The organism is Streptomyces sp. NPDC043870 (assembly GCF_056435785.1).
The window spans coordinates 35,048-51,350 of record NZ_JBWKDT010000035.1 but is presented as its reverse complement, the minus strand read 5'-3'; the positions used below and the strand labels follow the sequence as shown (position 1 = coordinate 51,350).

Annotated in this window: 15 protein-coding genes; 8 read left to right on the top strand and 7 right to left on the bottom strand. The window is 72.7% G+C overall.

All coding sequences use genetic code 11. The features are described 5' to 3' along the window. Positions 1-12 precede the first annotated feature (12 nt). Together AC0699_RS31070 and AC0699_RS31065 are read right to left on the bottom strand one after the other, a co-directional pair. Positions 13-927, bottom strand: a complete 915-nt coding sequence (locus tag AC0699_RS31070) for an ACP S-malonyltransferase (RefSeq protein ID WP_478667096.1) — start codon at positions 925-927, stop codon at positions 13-15. Between the two features lie 89 nt (positions 928-1,016). Beyond that, positions 1,017-2,219 carry a PucR family transcriptional regulator gene (locus AC0699_RS31065; protein WP_478667094.1) on the bottom strand — a complete coding sequence of 401 codons (1,203 nt, stop codon included), beginning with the start codon at positions 2,217-2,219 and terminating at the stop codon, positions 1,017-1,019. Between the two features lie 295 nt (positions 2,220-2,514). Between AC0699_RS31065 and AC0699_RS31060 the strand changes: the two genes are divergently transcribed. Then, complete coding sequence (locus AC0699_RS31060) at positions 2,515-3,171, top strand: pirin family protein (RefSeq protein ID WP_478667092.1); 657 nt, start codon at positions 2,515-2,517, stop codon at positions 3,169-3,171. Between the two features lie 313 nt (positions 3,172-3,484). Here AC0699_RS31060 and AC0699_RS31055 read toward each other — a convergent pair whose 3' ends face one another. Further along, positions 3,485-4,663 carry a L,D-transpeptidase gene (locus AC0699_RS31055; RefSeq protein ID WP_478667090.1) on the bottom strand — a complete coding sequence of 393 codons (1,179 nt, stop codon included), beginning with the start codon at positions 4,661-4,663 and terminating at the stop codon, positions 3,485-3,487. A gap of 200 nt (positions 4,664-4,863) precedes the next feature. Between AC0699_RS31055 and AC0699_RS31050 the strand changes: the two genes are divergently transcribed. From AC0699_RS31050 to AC0699_RS31030, 5 genes are all read left to right on the top strand, one after another. Then, a complete protein-coding gene (locus AC0699_RS31050) occupies positions 4,864-6,075 on the top strand; it encodes a lipid II:glycine glycyltransferase FemX (protein ID WP_478667088.1) in 1,212 nt (403 codons plus the stop codon). Beyond that, positions 6,072-7,934 carry a murein biosynthesis integral membrane protein MurJ gene (gene murJ, locus AC0699_RS31045; protein ID WP_478667086.1) on the top strand — a complete coding sequence of 621 codons (1,863 nt, stop codon included), beginning with the start codon at positions 6,072-6,074 and terminating at the stop codon, positions 7,932-7,934. The genes AC0699_RS31050 and murJ overlap by 4 nt, the downstream gene beginning before the upstream one ends. Positions 7,935-7,965: 31 nt before the next feature. After that, on the top strand, positions 7,966-8,649 hold the full coding sequence (locus AC0699_RS31040) for a response regulator (protein WP_469768575.1): 684 nt from the start codon (positions 7,966-7,968) through the stop codon (positions 8,647-8,649). Positions 8,650-8,747: 98 nt separating this feature from the next. After that, entirely contained in the window at positions 8,748-10,181 is a 1,434-nt protein-coding gene (locus tag AC0699_RS31035) for an ATP-binding protein (protein ID WP_478667152.1), read from the top strand. Next, positions 10,178-10,789, top strand: coding sequence for a hypothetical protein (locus tag AC0699_RS31030; RefSeq protein ID WP_478667083.1), 612 nt, complete (start codon positions 10,178-10,180; stop codon positions 10,787-10,789). Before AC0699_RS31035 ends, AC0699_RS31030 begins: the two co-directional genes overlap by 4 nt. Before the next feature lie 150 nt (positions 10,790-10,939). Here the strand turns inward: AC0699_RS31030 and AC0699_RS31025 are convergent, their stop codons facing one another. Then, positions 10,940-11,755 carry a serine hydrolase domain-containing protein gene (locus AC0699_RS31025; protein ID WP_478667081.1) on the bottom strand — a complete coding sequence of 272 codons (816 nt, stop codon included), beginning with the start codon at positions 11,753-11,755 and terminating at the stop codon, positions 10,940-10,942. A gap of 10 nt (positions 11,756-11,765) precedes the next feature. Next, positions 11,766-12,230 carry a GNAT family N-acetyltransferase gene (locus AC0699_RS31020; protein WP_478667079.1) on the bottom strand — a complete coding sequence of 155 codons (465 nt, stop codon included), beginning with the start codon at positions 12,228-12,230 and terminating at the stop codon, positions 11,766-11,768. A gap of 112 nt (positions 12,231-12,342) precedes the next feature. Between AC0699_RS31020 and AC0699_RS31015 the strand changes: the two genes are divergently transcribed. Then, positions 12,343-12,798 (top strand): MerR family transcriptional regulator, encoded by a 456-nt coding sequence (locus AC0699_RS31015; protein ID WP_478667077.1) that lies wholly within the window; start codon positions 12,343-12,345, stop codon positions 12,796-12,798. Positions 12,799-12,803: 5 nt separating this feature from the next. Next, positions 12,804-13,832, top strand: a complete 1,029-nt coding sequence (locus tag AC0699_RS31010; protein WP_478667075.1) for an aldo/keto reductase — start codon at positions 12,804-12,806, stop codon at positions 13,830-13,832. 83 nt (positions 13,833-13,915) lie between these two features. Here the strand turns inward: AC0699_RS31010 and AC0699_RS31005 are convergent, their stop codons facing one another. Together AC0699_RS31005 and AC0699_RS31000 are read right to left on the bottom strand one after the other, a co-directional pair. After that, positions 13,916-15,154 (bottom strand): acyltransferase family protein, encoded by a 1,239-nt coding sequence (locus AC0699_RS31005; protein WP_478667073.1) that lies wholly within the window; start codon positions 15,152-15,154, stop codon positions 13,916-13,918. Then, positions 15,151-16,200 carry an alpha/beta hydrolase gene (locus AC0699_RS31000; RefSeq protein ID WP_478667071.1) on the bottom strand — a complete coding sequence of 350 codons (1,050 nt, stop codon included), beginning with the start codon at positions 16,198-16,200 and terminating at the stop codon, positions 15,151-15,153. Before AC0699_RS31000 ends, AC0699_RS31005 begins: the two co-directional genes overlap by 4 nt. Between the last annotated feature and the right edge of the window lie 103 nt (positions 16,201-16,303).

The following is a 16,303-nucleotide window of genomic DNA, read 5'->3' as shown; positions in this document are numbered from 1 at the left end:
ACGGCTCCTTCGTCAGGCTGAGTGCTCGGCGACGAGCGTGCGGGCCGCGTCGAGGTCTTCGGGGGTCTTCAGCGCGAGCGTCTTGACGCCCGGCAGCGCCCGCTTGGCGAGACCGGTGAGGGTGCCGCCCGGGCACACCTCCAGCAGCGCGGTCACGCCCAGCTCCTTAAACGTCTCCATGCACAGGTCCCAGCGGACCGGGTTGGCGACCTGGCCGACCAGCCGGGAGATGACCTCGGCACCGGTGGCGACGGTCCGGCCGTCCTTGTTGGAGACGTACGGCAGCTTCGGGTCCGCGACGGTCAGGGTCTTCGCGGCCTCGTCGAGCGCGTCGACCGCGGGCGCCATGTGATGCGTGTGGAACGCGCCGGCCACCTTCAGGGCCACGACACGCCGAACGCCCTCGGGCATGTCGGACTCCAGCGCGGCGAGCTGCTCCATCGTGCCGGCGGCGACGATCTGGCCCGCCCCGTTGACGTTCGCCGGGGTCAGGCCGAGCTTCTCCAGGTGCGCGACGGAGACGTCCGGGTCACCGCCGAGCAGCGCCGACATACCGGTCTTCGTGATCGCGGCGGCCTCGGCCATCGCGAGCCCTCGTGTCCGTACGAAGCCGAGCGCGGCGGTGTCGTCGAGGACACCCGCGAACGAGGCGGCCGTGATCTCGCCGACGCTGTGCCCCGCGACGGCACCGGGCGTGATGTCACCCAGCGCGGAAGCGGACAGCAGACCCGCCGCGACGAGCAGCGGCTGCGCCACGGAGGTGTCGCGGATCTCGTCCGCGTCGGCCTTGGTGCCGTAGTGGGCGAGGTCGAGCCCGATGGCGTCGGACCATGCCGCGATGCGGTCGGAGGCGCCGGGGAGTTCGAGCCAGGGAGTCAGGAAGCCGGGCGTCTGAGCGCCTTGGCCGGGAGCGACGAGTACGAGCACCCTCACACTCTCTCTTGTGGATGGTCCCGGCCGCCCGTGGGGACAGGGACCAAGAACCGTCAGGGGAATTGTTGGTGTCCGACAAAATCCTAGGGCTGCTGATCGCCGTCTACCAGACGCCCGAGGATGAGTGCGATCCGTAGAGTGAACGCGGAGCGCACATCGGAGGGTGACCATCCGGTGACGTCGGTCACACGTCTGAGCCGGTAGCGGACGGTGTTGGGATGGACGAAGAGCATCCTGGCGGCGCCTTCGAGACTGCTTGCCTGCTCCAGATAGACACTGAGGGTTTCCAGGAGCGCCGAGCCCGCTTCTTCCAGCGGTCTGTAGATCTCCTCCACCAGTTGCTCGCGCGCGGACGGGTCGCCCGCGATGGCGCGCTCCGGCAGCAAATCGTCCGCCAGAACCGGCCGCGGGGCGTCCTGCCAGGCAGAGCACGCCTTCAGTCCGGCGGCCGCGGCCTGCGCCGACCTCGTCGCGGCGAGCAGATCCGCCACGACGGGGCCCGCGACCACGGGTCCGGCCGCGTACGGGCCGATCAGCGCCTTGGCGACATGCAGCGGATTGTCGCTGCCGCCCGCGATGACGACGAGCCGGTCGCCCAGCACTCCCGTCAGCACCTGCAGCTTTGCGTGGCGCGCGGCGCGGCGGATCGCCTCGACCGTCAGTTCGCTGTCCCCGTCGGGCGCCGTGCCCAGCACCACGCACACATGCTCGGGCGAGTTCCAGCCGAGCGCGGCGGCCCTGCTGACGGCGCCCTCGTCGGCCTCGCCGGACAGCACCGCGTTCACGACGAGCGACTCCAGCCGCGCGTCCCAGGCGCCGCGCGCCTCGGCGGCCTGCGCGTACACCTGGGCGGTCGCGAAGGCGATCTCCCGTGCGTACACGAGCAGCGCCTCGCGCAGCACCGACTCGTCGCCGGGCGCGGCGACCTCCTCGATCGCCGCCTCCATGACCTCGATGGTGGTCCGCACCATCTCCACGGTCTGGCGCAGCGTGATCGCACGGGTCAGCTCGCGCGGAGCCGTACCGAAGACGTCGGTGGAGATCGCCTGAGGAGTCTCGGGGTGCCGGAACCACTCCGTGAACGCGGCGATACCCGCCTGGGCGACCAGGCCGATCCACGACCGGTTCTCCGGTGGCATCGCCCGGTACCACGGCAGCATCTCGTCCATGCGGGCGATGGCGTTCGCGGCCAGCCGCCCTGAGGACTGCTCCAGACGCTTCAGGGTCGCGGAGTGCGGGTGGGCGGCGGTCGCAGGCAGGGTGGGTTCGGGTTCGGGTTGGGGCACGGGGACAAGAGTGCCTTATCGGGACGCCCGGGCGGAGCGGCGGGGTGCGGGGCGCTGCGTCGGGTCCGGCCGGGGCGCCGTGTCGGGTCCGGCCGGGGCGCTGCCCCGGGTCCCCGGTATGCCCTGCGGGCGGCTCCGAAGAGTCCCGGTACCGTCCGGCCGGCCCGGGTGTCCGTCCTCGATCGCCGGACGGGCTTGAAACGTGCCCGGCACCGGCGGGTGGGCCGGGGTATCCGTCCTCGAACGCCGGACGGGACCGGTCACGGGACCCCTGCGCGGGCTCTACCGTGGTGGCGTGATTTCCGTATGGCGCGCCGGTGGGCGCTACCACGGTGGCGACGCGTCCGCCGGTATCGAGTCGCTGCACGCCTTCTCGTTCGGGCAGTTCTACGATCCGGACAATCTGCGCTTCGGGCCGATCCTCGCCTGCAACGAGGAGCGGCTCGCCCCCGGCGCCGGGTTCGACGAGCACCCGCACAGTCACACCGAGATCGTGACCTGGGTGGTGGAGGGCGAGCTGACGCACCGCGACACAGCGGGCCACGCCACCGTCGTACGGCCCGGCGATGTGCAGCGGCTCAGCTCGGCGGGCGGAGTACGGCACTCCGAGCGCAACGACGGCGCCGTGCCCCTGACGTTCGTGCAGATGTGGCTCGCGCCGAAGGATCCCGGCGGTGAGCCGTCGTACGAGATCGTGCACGGCATCGCCGACTCCACGCCGTACGCGCTGCCGGAGGCCGGGGCGATGCTGCACGTACGCCGCCTCGCGGCGGACGAGCGGACCGCCGTGCCGGACGCGCCCTTCGTGTACGTGCATGTCGTACGCGGTGTGGTGCGGCTGGCGGGCGACGACCTCGGCCCGGGGGACGCGGCGCGGATCACGGACGCGGAGGGTCTCGAACTGTCCGCCGCCGTGGCCGCGGAAGTACTGATGTGGGAGCTGGGCCTCTAGGCCGGGTCTTCGAAGTCACGTCTGCCCGGCGACGCCTGGCACGCCCTCCCCGTAGCCCTTCGGGCACGGGAGGTCCCCCCGCTGCGTTGTCGTCGGTCGCCGATGCTCCGCATGGACTCTCCCCCTGCCTTCGGCGGGGGCCTCATCCTCCGCCTTGCGATCGCACGGACCAGACGCCGCCGGGCCCGCCCTTCGGGCGGACGACGCTACTTTGAAGACACTCCCTGGCGGGGCCCGTCCACGAACGCCTGCCAGGCGTCCCCCGCTGCCCGGATGGCGAACACCCGCCGGAAATCAGGCTGGAAACAACGCCTCAGCGCAGCGCGCTCTTCTGCCGCCACTGCTCCCACGACAGGTTCCACGCCCCGAAACCGTTGCCCGGAGCCACCGTGCCCTTGGTGTCCGCGCCCTTGATCTCGAACGGGTCGCCGGGCCGCACCTGCCCGTAGAACCACGCGGCGTCGCCGTCACTCATCCCGATGCAGCCCGAACTCCGGTTGGCGTTGCCGAAGTACTGGGCGTTCCACGGCGCGGCGTGCGCGTACATCCCGGACCAGGTCAGCCGCATCGAATAGTCGACCATCTTGTCGTAGGCGTCGCCGAGCCCGACCGTTTCGGAGTTCATGTTGATCGTGCCCTCCTTGGCCATCAGCACAGCGGTGCCGCGCCAGGAACGCTTGTCCCCGCCGGGGGTGCCGCCGGAGACCGGGATCTTCCGTACGGCCTTGCCGTCGCGCTCCAGCGTGAGCTGATGGCTGTCGAGGTCGACCTTGACGACCTGCCGCGCGCCGACGGTGAAGGTGGCCGTGTAGTCGCGTACGAACCAGCCGCCGTCCGTGCCCGAGTCGGTGCCGTTCAGCTCGGCGTTCAGCGTGACCTTGGTGCCGGGCTTCCAGTAGTCCTTCGGCCGCCAGTCCACGCGGTCCTTGCCGGACCAGTCCTCCAGCCAGCCCCACGACCCCTCGGTGCCGTCCGAGGTCGTGATCCTGAGCTGTCTCTCCACATCGGCCTTGTTCTTCACCGGGTTGTCGAACACCAGGGAGACCGGCTGGGCGATGCCGACGGTCGTTCCGGTGCCCGGCCGCCAGTCGACCTTGTTGACCTTGCCGGCCCCGGCGGTGGTGAAGGACTCCTTGGCGGTGCCGGTCGTGCCGCCCTTCGTACGGGTCACCGCCGTGACCGTGTACGCGGTGCCGGGCGCCGCCTTGCGGACCGAGGTCCAGAGCATGCCGCCGGCCGAGACCTTGCCGGCGAGCTTGCGGCCCTTGGCGTCGGTGACCGTGACCGAGGTGAGGCTGCCGCCCGTCGCTGTGACCGAAACCGGCACACCCGCCTTCGCCTGCTGCCCGCGAGGGCTGACAGCGACGGTCGCGGGGCGGTCGTCGGCCGCTTTCGCGTCGGTGCGCGCCGGGGCGGTGCCGGAGGAGGAGCAGGCGGCGAGCGGGGCCAGCAGCACCGCCGCGGCCGCGATCCGTACACGTATCTGAGGCAACGGAATCCTCCGTCGGAGTAGGGGAGTTGCCGCGACTCTAGGGCGGGAAAAGCGCAGGTGAGCGCCTTGAGGGCAATGTGACGGCGACTGGTGGGGAACGGTCATGGTCCGGTCACATTCGCCGCGTGGGACGGTCATGGGCGGCTGTGAGCATCCTCGGCGTCCCCGCGACAGCACGGGGAGGAAGAGAGGCTCACACCGTGTCAGCTCTGCTCGTGCCGCCCGGCCGCGGTCACGAAGAACGGAACCACGCCATCCGTCTGGGGCCCGTCACCGCCGAGACCTACCGTTCCTTCCTCGCGTCCCCCTCCGGTGCGGCCCTCGGCGCCGGATTCCTCCAGTGCCCTTCCTGGGCGGACGTCAAAGAGGGCTGGCGCGCCCAGCTGCTCGGCTGGGGGCCGGACCCGGAAGCCGGCCGGCTGACCGGCGTCGCGCTGGTCCTGCTGCGGCAGTTCCCCGGCACCCGCAAATACTTCGCCTACCTCCCCGAAGGGCCGGTCGCCGACTGGGCCGACCCGGACATCGACGGCTGGCTCGCCCCGCTGATGGAACATCTGAGGGCCACGGGCGCCTTCGCCGTACGCATCGGCCCCTCGCCCACGTACCGCCGCTGGCACGCGCCCCTGCTCAAGTCGCTGACCGGCCCCGGCCGCCGCCTGACCGACGTCCTCGCCAGCGAGGTCGACCCGCTCGGCACGGCGGTCGCGGAACGGCTGCGGGCACGCGGCTGGCGGCGCTGCGGTGAGGACGTCGGTCAGGCGAGGGCCGGGGCCGGGGCCGGGGACGCCCAGCCGCGCCACGTCTTCCATATGCCGCTCGCCGGTCGCACCCCCGGCGAGCTGTGGTGCGGACTCAACCAGGAATGGCGGCGCAATGTCCGCCGCGCCCAGAAGGAGGGCGTGGAGGTGGTGGTCGGCAGCGCCGCCGAACTGCCCGAGTTCTACCGGCTGCTGCGGATCACCGAGGAGCGCGACGGCTTCCGGCTCGGCCGCTCACTCACGTACTACGAGCGCCAGTACGCGGCCCTCAACGCCGAGCAGCCGGGCCGTATGAAGCTGTATCTCGCCCGCCACCAGGGCGAGACACTCGCCGCCCACACCATGATCACGGTGGGCCGCCGCGTCTGGTACCAGACCGGCGCCTCCGCCGACCACCGCCGCGAGGTCCGCCCCTCCAACGCCCTGCAGTGGCGGATGCTGCTCGACGCCCATGCGCTGGGCGCCGACGTCTACGACATGCGCGGGGTACCCTCCACCCTCGACCCCGACGACCGCCCGTACGGGCTGCTGCGCTGGAAGCTCGGCACCGGTGGGCAGGTCGTCGAGACGCTGGGGGAATGGGAGAGACCATTGGGCGGGACCGCCAACCACACGCTGTACCGGGCCTTCCAGGTGTACATGGCCCGCCGATGAGCGCGCCCCCGGACACCTCCGTCGCCTCACCGGCCAGGGGCGGCCGGGCGCCGTCCGCGCTGCGCAGCAGCGCTGTCATGGCCGCCGGGTCCGTCGTCTCGCGCGCCACCGGATTCGTACGGTCCGCCGTGGTCGCCGCTGCGCTCGGCACCGGGCTGGCCGCCGACGGGTACGCGGTCGGCAACTCGGTGCCCACGATCGTCTACATGCTGCTGCTCGGCGGCGCCCTGAACGCCGTGTTCGTGCCCGAGCTGGTCAAGGTCGCCAAGGAGCACGCGGACGGCGGCGCCGCGTACACCGACCGGCTGCTGACCGTCTGCGTCGTCTGCCTGCTGACGATCACCGCGGGCGCGGTCTGGGCGGCGCCCGCGATCGTCGGCACGTACACCGACTACACCGGCGGCCAGGCCGCCATGACCGTCGCCTTCGCCCGCTACTGCCTGCCGCAGGTCTTCTTCCTCGGGCTGTTCACCCTGCTCGGGCAAGTGCTGAACGCCCGCGGCCGGTTCGGGGCGATGATGTGGACGCCCGTCCTCAACAACGTTGTCGTCATCGCGGTGTTCGGGCTCTACCTGGCCACCGGCGACGGAGGCACGCTCACCTCCCGCGAGACCGTGCTGCTCGGCTGGGGCACGACGGCCGGGATCGCCGTCCAGGCGCTCGCCCTCGTCCCCGCCTTGCGGGCGGCCCGGTTCCGCTGGCGGCCCCGCTTCGACTGGCGGGGCAGCGGGCTGACCCGGCCGCTGCGGTCCGCCGGGTGGCTGGTGCTGCTGGTGCTCACCAACCAGCTCGCGTACTGGGTCACGACCTGGCTCGCCACGGCCGTCGGCCAGCGCGCGGAGGCCGAAGGCATCGACGGGGGCGCCGGGTTCAGCGCGTACACCAACGCCTATGTGGTGTGGGCCGTACCGCACGGCATTGTGACCGTGTCCCTGGTCACCGCGCTGATGCCGCGTATGAGCGGCGCCGCGGCCGACGGCGACACGGCCGGCGTACGGCGCGACGTCTCCTACGCCCTGCGCAGCAGCGCGGCCGCCGTCGTCCCCGCCGCCTGCGCGCTGCTCGCCCTCGCACAGCCGGTGATGGCCCTCGTCTTCGGGTACGGCAGGACCGACGCCGACGACACGGCGGTGATGGCGGGCATCCTGATGGCCTTCGCGCCCGGGCTCGTCGCCTTCTCCGGCCAGTACGTCCTCTCCCGCGCCTTCTACGCCCTCTCGGACACCCGCACGCCCTTCCTGCTCAACCTGGTGATCGCGGGACTCAACGCGGGCCTGTCGACGGCCGCGTACCTGCTGCTGCCGACGCGCTGGGCGGTGACGGGGATGGCCGGAGCGTATTCGCTGGCGCTGGCCGCCGGGTGGGCGCTGACGGCGTACACCCTCAACCGCCGCCTGACGGTTGCGCCGCTTCCGCGCACGGAGAACTCCCGCCCGCGCACGGGTCGCCAACTGGCGCCGGGGACCGTGCCGGAGCCGCGCTCCGAGCCTCGGCCGGGCTCGGCTGCCACGGCCGGGGCGGGCGATCCGGTGCGCGGGGCAGGCGGGGTGGCCGCGGGCGATCCGCCGGGCCGGGCCGGTGGGGTGGCCGCGCGCGGGCGGGCGGGTCGCGCGACTCGTCCTTCGCCGTGGCGCTCGGCCGCGTTCGCCGGGCACGCCCGGTTGCTGCTCGCCGCGGTCCCGGCCGCGGCGCTCGGGCGCCTCGCGGCCCGGGGCGCCGCCCCGCTCGGCGCCGCCGCAGCCACCGCGGCAGGGGCCGTGGCGATCGTGCTGACCTTCGCCCTGCTCGCACGCCCCCTGCGACTCACCGAGCTGGAGGCATTGCTGTCCGGCGCCCGCCGACGGCTCGTCCGCCACTGAGGCCACCAACCACCCTTGGGATACTCCACAGATGCCACGCGTGCTTCTCATCGAAGACGACCCCTCGGTACGTGAAGGGGTCGAACTGGGCCTGCGCCGCCGCGGCCACGAGGTACGTTCCGCCGCCACCGGCGAGGCCGGGCTCGCGGCGCTCGGCGAGTTCCGGCCCGATCTGGTGCTGCTGGACCTCATGCTGCCCGGGATGAACGGTGTCCAGGTCTGCCGCCGGGTCCGCCAGGACAGCCAGCTGCCGATCATCATGCTCACCGCGCGCGGCGACGACTTCGACGTCGTCGTCGGCCTGGAGGCGGGTGCCGACGACTACATCGTCAAGCCGGCCCGTACCGAAGTGATCGAGGCCCGGATCCGGGCGGTGCTGCGCCGGATCGAGGAGCCGGGCGGCGGGCGGCCCGCTGTCGAGTTCCACGGTGAGCTCGCCATCGACCGCGCCGGACTCACCGTCGCCAAGTCCGGGCAGCACCTCGCCCTCGCGCCCTCCGAGCTGAAGCTGCTGCTGCATCTCTCCGCCGCCCCTGAACAGGTCTTCAGCCGGCAGCAGTTGCTGGAGCACGTGTGGGAGCACAGCTACCACGCCGACGCACGGCTGGTGGACGCCTGCGTACGGCGGCTGCGCAACAAGATCGAGGATGTGCCGGGCAGTCCCCGCTACATACAGACCCTGCGGGGCTTCGGCTACCGCTTCGGACCGCTGTGAAGTCCGCCCGCGCGGTGAGCACGGGCGCCGGGCCCGGCGCAGGCGAAGGCACTCGCGTCGGCACTGGCGTCGGCTGGGCACGCACCGCCGCGTTCGGGCTGCGTACCCGGCTCGTGCTCGCGTTCCTGCTGGTCGCCGCCGTCAGCGCCGGGACCACCGCCGCGCTGACCTACCGCGAGGCGCGCAACGCCATCGTCGCCACGGCGCAGGACACCGCGGTCGCGTCGTTCCGCGACCAGGTCCAGACGGCGCTCGCCATCGAGCTGCCCGTGGAGCGGGGCTCCCTGCAGGGGCACCTCCGTGACATCGCCCGGAAGGGCAAGCCTCATCCATGGGTGGTCTTCGCCGAGTACGGCTCGCTCCGGGTCTCCTCCGGGACCCAGCCCACCTCCACCGTGATCACCCCTGAGCTGCGGCGCGCGGCCGCGTCCAACCCCCACGGCAGCTTCGAGCGGGTCGACAAGGACGGCACCCCGTATCTGACCATCGCCATGCCCGCCGTGTTCCGGAACGGCGTCGACGGTGTGCTGCCCACCGGGCTCGTCCTGTACGCCGTGATGTCCATGGACGATGCGCAGGCCAACGTCGAGGCCCTGTCCACCGCGGCCCGGGACGGCGCCCTGCCCGGCCTCGCGATCGCGCTGGTGCCCGCCCTGCTCGCCGCGCGGAGTGTGCTGCGGCCCGTCCGCGAGCTGCGGCTGGCCGCCCGCAGCATGGGCAGCGGCCGGCTCGACACCCGCATCCAGGTCCGGGGCAGCGACGAACTCGCCGATCTGGCCCGTACGTTCAACGAGTCGGCGGGCGAGCTCCAACGTTCCGTGGACGAGCTCCAGCAGGCCGAGGCGCGGGCCCGCCGCTTCGCCGCCGACGTCTCGCACGAACTGCGCACCCCGCTCGCCGGGATGCTCGCGGTCACCGAGGTCCTCGACGAGGACGCGGGCCGCCTCGACCCCGACACCGCCCAGGCCGTCCGGCTGATCAGCACCGAGACCGGAAAACTCGCCGTGCTCGTGGAGGACCTGATGGAGATCTCCCGCTTCGACGCGGGCGCGGCCGAGCTGAACACCGACGAGGTCGACGCGGCCGAGACCATCCGCAAGTCCCTGGAGAACCGGCACTGGTCCGGCCAGGTGCGCACCGAGCTGCCCGACGGCATCCGCGCCCGCCTCGACCCGCGCCGCTTCGACATCGTGGTCGCCAATCTCGTCGGCAACGCGCTGCGGCACGGCGCCGCGCCCGTGACCGTACGGCTCGCCACCACGACCCGCGAGGACGGTACGGCCCTGCTGGTCACCGAGGTCGCGGACACCGGCCCCGGGATCAGTCCCGAGGTGCTTCCGCACATCTTCGACCGCTTCTACAAGGCCGACGCCGCCCGTACCCGCTCGACGGGCAGCGGTCTCGGGCTGGCGATCACCCTGGAGAACGTACGCCTGCACGGTGGCACGATCCGCGCCGCGAACGGCCCCGGGGGCGTCGGCGCCGTGTTCACCGTCGGGATACCCCTGGCCGCGGAGGAGGCGACGGCATGAGACGTCTGCCCACCGCGGTCGCGGCGCTGGCAGTGTCGGCCGCGCTGCTGCTCACCGGCTGCGGCATTCAGGAGACCGACGTCATCGAGGCGGGCGGCCCCGCCACCGTCGAGGTCTTTCCCGGCAACGAGCGCAACCGGATGCTGCTCTTCTTCCGCTCCCCGGAGGGCGGGCTGCTGCCCGTGTCCCGGGAGGCGGACGGGCTGTCCGAGGATGCGCGCAGCGATCCGAAGTCCATGGCCAAGACTCTCGCCGCGCTGTTCCAGGGGCCTGTGGAGAACGAGCGCGCGGCCGGACTCACCACCGGGCTGCCCGTACTGCCCGCCGGCAGTGCGCTGCGGGAGGCCGGACCGGCCGCTGACGGCGGGGTCGAGGTCACGCTGTCGATCGCGCTCGACGAGCTCGACGGGACCGCGCTGCGGCAGCTGATCTGCACGATCGCGTACGCCGAGGAGGCGGACGCCAGGATCCTGGTGCACCTGAGGGGCACGGACAGTGCCCTGGAGCCCGCCCAGTGCGACGCCGATGTCGACGCCTCCCGCGCACCGCGCCCGGAAGGCGTGCGGGGCCCGACGCGGATACCGAGTCCGACGGGCGTGCCGGGTTAGGTCGTGTTCTGTGCCCTGTCCGGGCCGCCGGCACGTTTTCGTAGCCGTAGCCGTAGCCGTAGCCGTAGCCGTAGCCGTAGCCGCCCCGTGCCCGTACCCGTCCCGTGCCCGTAGCCGTCCCGGACCCGGACCCGGACGCGGGCGCCGTGGTCAGCCGCGCAGCTCCGCCAGCACCGCGTCGGTGAACGGCGGCCACGCCTCGACCGCCCACGGCCCGAAGGCCCGGTCGGTCAGTGCGACGCACGCGGCCCCCGCGTCCGGGTCGATCCACAGGAAGGTGCCGGACTGGCCGAAGTGCCCGAAGGTACGCGGCGAGGACGTCGCGCCCGTCCAGTGCGGGGACTTGGAGTCCCGGATCTCGAAGCCGAGACCCCAGTCGTTGGGCTTCTGATGCCCGTAGCCCGGCAGGATTCCCGACAGTCCCGGGTGGACGACGGACATCGCCTCCAGGACGGTGCGCGCGTCGAGCAGCCGCGGCGCCTGCACCTCGGCCGCGAACCTCACCAGGTCGTCGACCGTCGAGACGCCGTCCTTGGCGGGCGAGCCGTCGAGCGTCGTGGACGTCATGCCGAGCGGCTCCAGCACGGCCTGACGCAGATACTCCGCGAACGGGATGTCCGTCGCCTTGGCGATGTGGTCGCCCAGTACCTCGAAGCCCGCGTTCGAATACAGCCTGCGGGTGCCGGGCTCGGCCGTCACCCGGTGCTCGTCGAAGGCGAGACCACTGGTGTGCGCGAGCAGATGACGGACCGTGGAACCCTCGGGACCGGCCGGCTCGTCCAGCTCGACCGCGCCCTCCTCGTACGCCACGAGCACGGCGTACGCGGCGAGCGGCTTGGTGACCGAGGCCAGCGGGAAGCGGTGCGCGGTGGGGCCGTACGCACCTGCGACGGTGCCGTCCGCGCGGACGACGGCGGCGGCCGCGGTCGGGACGGGCCAGTTCTCGGTCAACGCCAGGCTCTGCATGCGTACGAGCCTAAAGGGTCAGTCTCATGGCCGGATCGGGGGTGCGGGCGAAGCCGAGCGAGGCGTACAGAGGCTCGCCCTCGGGAGAGGCGCGCAGGTCGACCCGGCTCACGCCGCGCTCCTCGAACCAGCCGAGCAACCCCTCCATGCAGGCGCGCGAGTACCCCTGGCGGCGGTGGCCGGGGTCGGTGGCGACGCTGAAGACGTAGCCGGTGGTGCCGGTGGGGTTGCCGGGGCCGCCGAGCCGGTACTCGATCGTCCCCACCGCGCAGGCGGCGAGCCCGCCGGGCCGGTCGACCACGAAGGCCGTGAGGGTCCCGTCCGGGTCCGCGAGCCGCTGGCGCAGGGTCTCGACGGCGGCGGGCTGCCACCTGGTGTCGTGGTTCGGCGTGACGGACAGCGAGTCGTGCATGACGGTGCGCAGGCGTACCAGCTCTTCGGCGTCGCCAGGGGTCGCGCGGCGTGCGAGGCTCATACGGGTGGAGGCTAAGGGCCTGTCCGGTGGATGGGGGTGCCCGGGCACGCCGGAATTTCCGGTCCCGCTCCGGCTTGCTTGGAGTGCACTCCAACCTTCTAGCGTGGAGGCCATGACGGTGCTGGAGACCACATCCGCGACAACCGACGTCTGCGTTTTCGCGCCCCCGGCCCACCCGAGGCCCGAGGGGCAGGACCACTACACGATCAGCGAGGTCGCCGCCTGGACCGGACTCAGTGCGCACACGCTGCGCTGGTACGAGCGGATCGGGCTGATGCCGCACATCGACCGCTCGCACACCGGCCAGCGGCGCTTCCGCAACCGCGACCTGACCTGGCTGACGTTCGTCGGCAAGCTGCGGCTGACCGGGATGCCGGTGGCGGACATGGTCCGCTACGCCGAGCTGGTGCGCGAGGGCGACCACACCTTCGAGCAGCGGCAGGCGCTGCTGGAGGCGACACGGCGTGACGTACGCGCCCGGATCGCGGAGCTCCAGGACACGCTCGCCGTACTCGACCACAAGATCAGCTTCTACGCGGACGCCCCCAGGGCGCCGGAGAGGGCCTGAACCTCATGACGGACAGCAAGACGACGGCCGGCAAGCTCGAAAAGGTACGGCTCGGAACGGAAGGGCCCGAGGTCGGGCTGCAGGGTCTCGGCTGCATGGGCATGAGCGAGTTCTACGGCGACACGGACGAGGCCGCCGCCCGCGACACCCTGGACGCGGCACTGGAGGCGGGGGTCACGCTCTTCGACACCGCGGACGTGTACGGACGGGGCGTGAACGAGGAGTTCCTGAGGCCGTTCGTGAAGGCCCACCGGGACGAGATCACGCTCGCCACGAAGTTCGCGATCGTGCGGACCGACGATCCGCAGTTCCGGGGTATACGGAACGACCCCGCGTACATCCGTGAGGCGGTGGAAGGCAGCCTCCGGCGGCTGGGGGTCGACGTGATCGACCTGTACTACATGCACCGGCGCGACCCGGCGGTGCCGCTCGCCGACTCGGTCGGTGCGATGGCCGAGCTGGTCGCCGCGGGCAAGGTCAGGCACCTGGGGCTGAGCGAGGTCACCGGCGCGGAGCTGCGGGAGGCGCACGCCGTGCATCCGATCGCGGCGCTCCAGTCCGAGTGGTCGCTGTTCAGCCGTGACGTGGAGCGCAGTGCGGTGAGGGCGGCGGCGGAGCTGGGTGTCGGCGTGGTGCCGTACTCGCCGCTGGGGCGGGGCTTCCTGACCGGCGCGTTCGCGGACGCCGGCACGGACCTGTCCGAGAGCGACTTCCGGCGCTACCTGCCCCGCTTCACCGGGGAGAACGCGGCGGCCAACGCGGCGCTGCTGGAGCCGGTGAAGAAGATCGCGGCGGCGCACGGGGCGACACCCGCGCAGATCGCACTCGCGTGGGTGCAGCAGCGGGCGTCCGTGCACGGGGTGACGGTCGTCCCGATCCCCGGCACACGCAAGCGCACGCGCCTCGCCGAGAACGTGGCCGCGACCCGGATCACGCTGAGCGCGGACGAGCTGGCGCAGCTGGAGCCGATCGCCGAGCAGGTCGTGGGGCACCGGTACCTGGACATGTCGTCGACGCCCGAGGCGCGCGAGTAATCCACCCCCGGGGGGCTTCACCCCCACCCTTACCCGGCCGGTGGGTGGGCACGACCCACCCACCGGCCCGCACCGGATCGCGGTCAGGCCAGCCCCAGCGCGAACGCCCCGAACCCCGCCGCCAGCAGTCCCGCCACCGCCCGGCGCGCCGTCGTCGCACGCGTCCAGGGGGACTCGAAGCCCCGTGCGTACCGCCCGATGAGCACCAGCAGCGCCGCGAACAGCGGCAGCCAGGCCAGCCGGGCCAGGACCCACCCCAGTGAGTCCGGTGCCGTCGTCAGGCCCGCCACGGCGCCCGCGTACGACCCCGGGACCGCCGCCGCGAGCATCGCCGTCTGGTGCCAGCACAGGATCGTCATCGCCGAGAGGTTGATCACGACGACCGGAGCCCACAGCGCCGGCCGCGCGAGCAGCCGACCGAGCCGCTCGCGGAGCAGGATCGCCGCGCCGCTCTGTGCCGCAGCGAGCGCCAGGACCAGCAGCGACGGCGGGTGGGAGTTGGTGCGGGCCTCGCCGGGCACGCCCACCATCGACGCGGGGTAGTGGAAGACGATCAGCAGCGCGGCGAACAGGACCGCCCCTCCGGCCAGCAGCAGCGCCCCGCCCCGCTTCCCGATCCGCTTCTCGCCCCAGGACAGGCCGAGTTGGTACGCGAAGAGCCAGCCCGGGAGGATGTTGAGCGCGCTCAGCCAGGACGGCATGGCATCCGCGTAGGGCCCGTACCGCAGGAAGTCGACGAGGGCGACCGAGCCGAGCAGCGGCGCCGCCGCCCAGCCGCCCATGCGACGGGCGGCGCGCACGCACAGCGGCGTGAGGGCCGTGACGACGACGTACACGCCCACGAACCACAGCGGTTGCACGACCAGGGTCGCTCCGGTGCGCAGGGTGTCCTCCGGCACCCCCGCCACGGACAGGGCGGCGATCAGCGTGGCCCACACGGCGGTGACCCCGAGGACGGGCCGGCCCAGCCGGGCGACGCGGCCGCCCAGCCACTGGGCCGTCGTGTCGGGGCGGCGGTGGTACGAGAGCACCGACGCGTAGCCGCCCACCAGGAAGAAGATTCCCAGCATCTGCAGCCCCCAGCTGACCGGCGCGAAGAAGCCGAACGTGGACAGCGGGCTGGCGTTGTGGATCGCGCCGTCGGCGTCGAGCGTGAAGCCGCCGAGCAGCCAGTGCCCGGTCGGCACGGCCAGCAGCGCGAGGGCGCGCAGGCCGTCGATCGCGCGGTCGCGGTGGGCGGGGGTGGCGGACTCGATCTTTTCGACTGCCCTCGTCAGCGTGCTCGGGGTGCGCGGCGTGCTCGGGGTGCTCGGCGTCTTCATCGGGTCTCTCCCTGTGCGATCGCGGCGAAGGTGCGGAGCGAGGCGGTGCCGGGGACGAAGTAGCCGGAGTGGCCCTCGGCGTCGGTGGCGGGCACGCGGCGGGCGCCGAACGCGGGGTCGGCCGGGTCGTTGCCGTGGCCGAGCCCGAGGAACTCGACGTTCGGCACCTTGGAGATCCAGTCGGAGGGGTCCTTGGCGGCCCAGACCCGGGCAGTCGTGTGCAGATCTTCGACGGTGTCCGCGCGCATGCCGGGCGAGGCGAACACGACGATGTCCGAGGCGTCGACGTCGGCGGCGGCGAGCCCGCACACGACCGAGCCGTAGCTGTGGCAGAACAGCGCGGGCTTCGGCGCGCCGGTCGCGGCGAGGCCCTCGGTGAGACGGGCCAGCCGCTCGGCGCCGGCCTCGGCGAGTGCGCCGGTGGCCGCGTCGACGCCGATGCCGACGGGGGTGGTGTAGCCGGCCCATGCGATCACGGCGGTACCGGAATCAGCCGCGGCGCGCAGCGACTTCGCCATCCCGGCCGGGGTGCCGTACACGTCATGCGTACGGTCGAAGCTCCCCGCGTCGATGTCGGAGCCCGGCACGATCACCGCGACATGGCGGGCTTGCTCCAGATCCCCGTACACCTCGGCGATCTGACCGCGGCCGCGCGGATCGAAGGCGAGTATCTGCCGGCTCTGCCTGCCGTCCGTGAGCAGCCGTCCGTACCGGGCCGGGTCGGCGCGCAGGGCACGGGCGTTGGCCTCGTACCGCAGTGCGACGGGGACGCCGTCGAGGTTGCCGACGACGAGGGGGTGGCGCGTGGCCAGCGCCCGCTGCTGAGCCCCCGTCAGCGAGGCGAAGAAGGCGGCGACTTCGTTCGGCGCGGCGGTGGCCGGGTCGGGCAGCTCCCGTCCCAGGGAGCGGTCCGCCACCCAGGCGGCGGCCCCCGGCGGCGGCCCGGTCACCGGCGTCTGTGCATTGCCGGAGGCCCAGCCCGCGGTCCCCGCGACAACGGTCGTCGTCAGTGCCGCGGCGACCAGGGTCCTCTTGAACCGTCGCATGATCCCCTCTTCCTCCTCCGACTGCGTGGCGGAGAGGAAGGTAGGAAGACGGTGCCTGAGGGAGCGTCACACCGCGGAGCCAACTCCGGGGTGATACCCGGGT

Excerpts from the sequence above, each read along its gene's own strand:
- AC0699_RS31015 (WP_478667077.1), top strand. The coding sequence starts at position 12,343 with ATGACGGTGCTGGAGACCACATCCGCGACAACCGACGTCTGCGTTTTC.
- AC0699_RS31040 (WP_469768575.1), top strand. The coding sequence starts at position 7,966 with ATGCCACGCGTGCTTCTCATCGAAGACGACCCCTCGGTACGTGAAGGG.
- murJ (WP_478667086.1), top strand. The coding sequence starts at position 6,072 with ATGAGCGCGCCCCCGGACACCTCCGTCGCCTCACCGGCCAGGGGCGGC.
- AC0699_RS31030 (WP_478667083.1), top strand. The coding sequence starts at position 10,178 with ATGAGACGTCTGCCCACCGCGGTCGCGGCGCTGGCAGTGTCGGCCGCG.
- AC0699_RS31025 (WP_478667081.1), bottom strand. The coding sequence starts at position 11,755 with ATGCAGAGCCTGGCGTTGACCGAGAACTGGCCCGTCCCGACCGCGGCC.
- AC0699_RS31020 (WP_478667079.1), bottom strand. The coding sequence starts at position 12,230 with ATGAGCCTCGCACGCCGCGCGACCCCTGGCGACGCCGAAGAGCTGGTA.
- AC0699_RS31000 (WP_478667071.1), bottom strand. The coding sequence starts at position 16,200 with ATGCGACGGTTCAAGAGGACCCTGGTCGCCGCGGCACTGACGACGACC.
- AC0699_RS31005 (WP_478667073.1), bottom strand. The coding sequence starts at position 15,154 with ATGAAGACGCCGAGCACCCCGAGCACGCCGCGCACCCCGAGCACGCTG.
- AC0699_RS31010 (WP_478667075.1), top strand. The coding sequence starts at position 12,804 with ATGACGGACAGCAAGACGACGGCCGGCAAGCTCGAAAAGGTACGGCTC.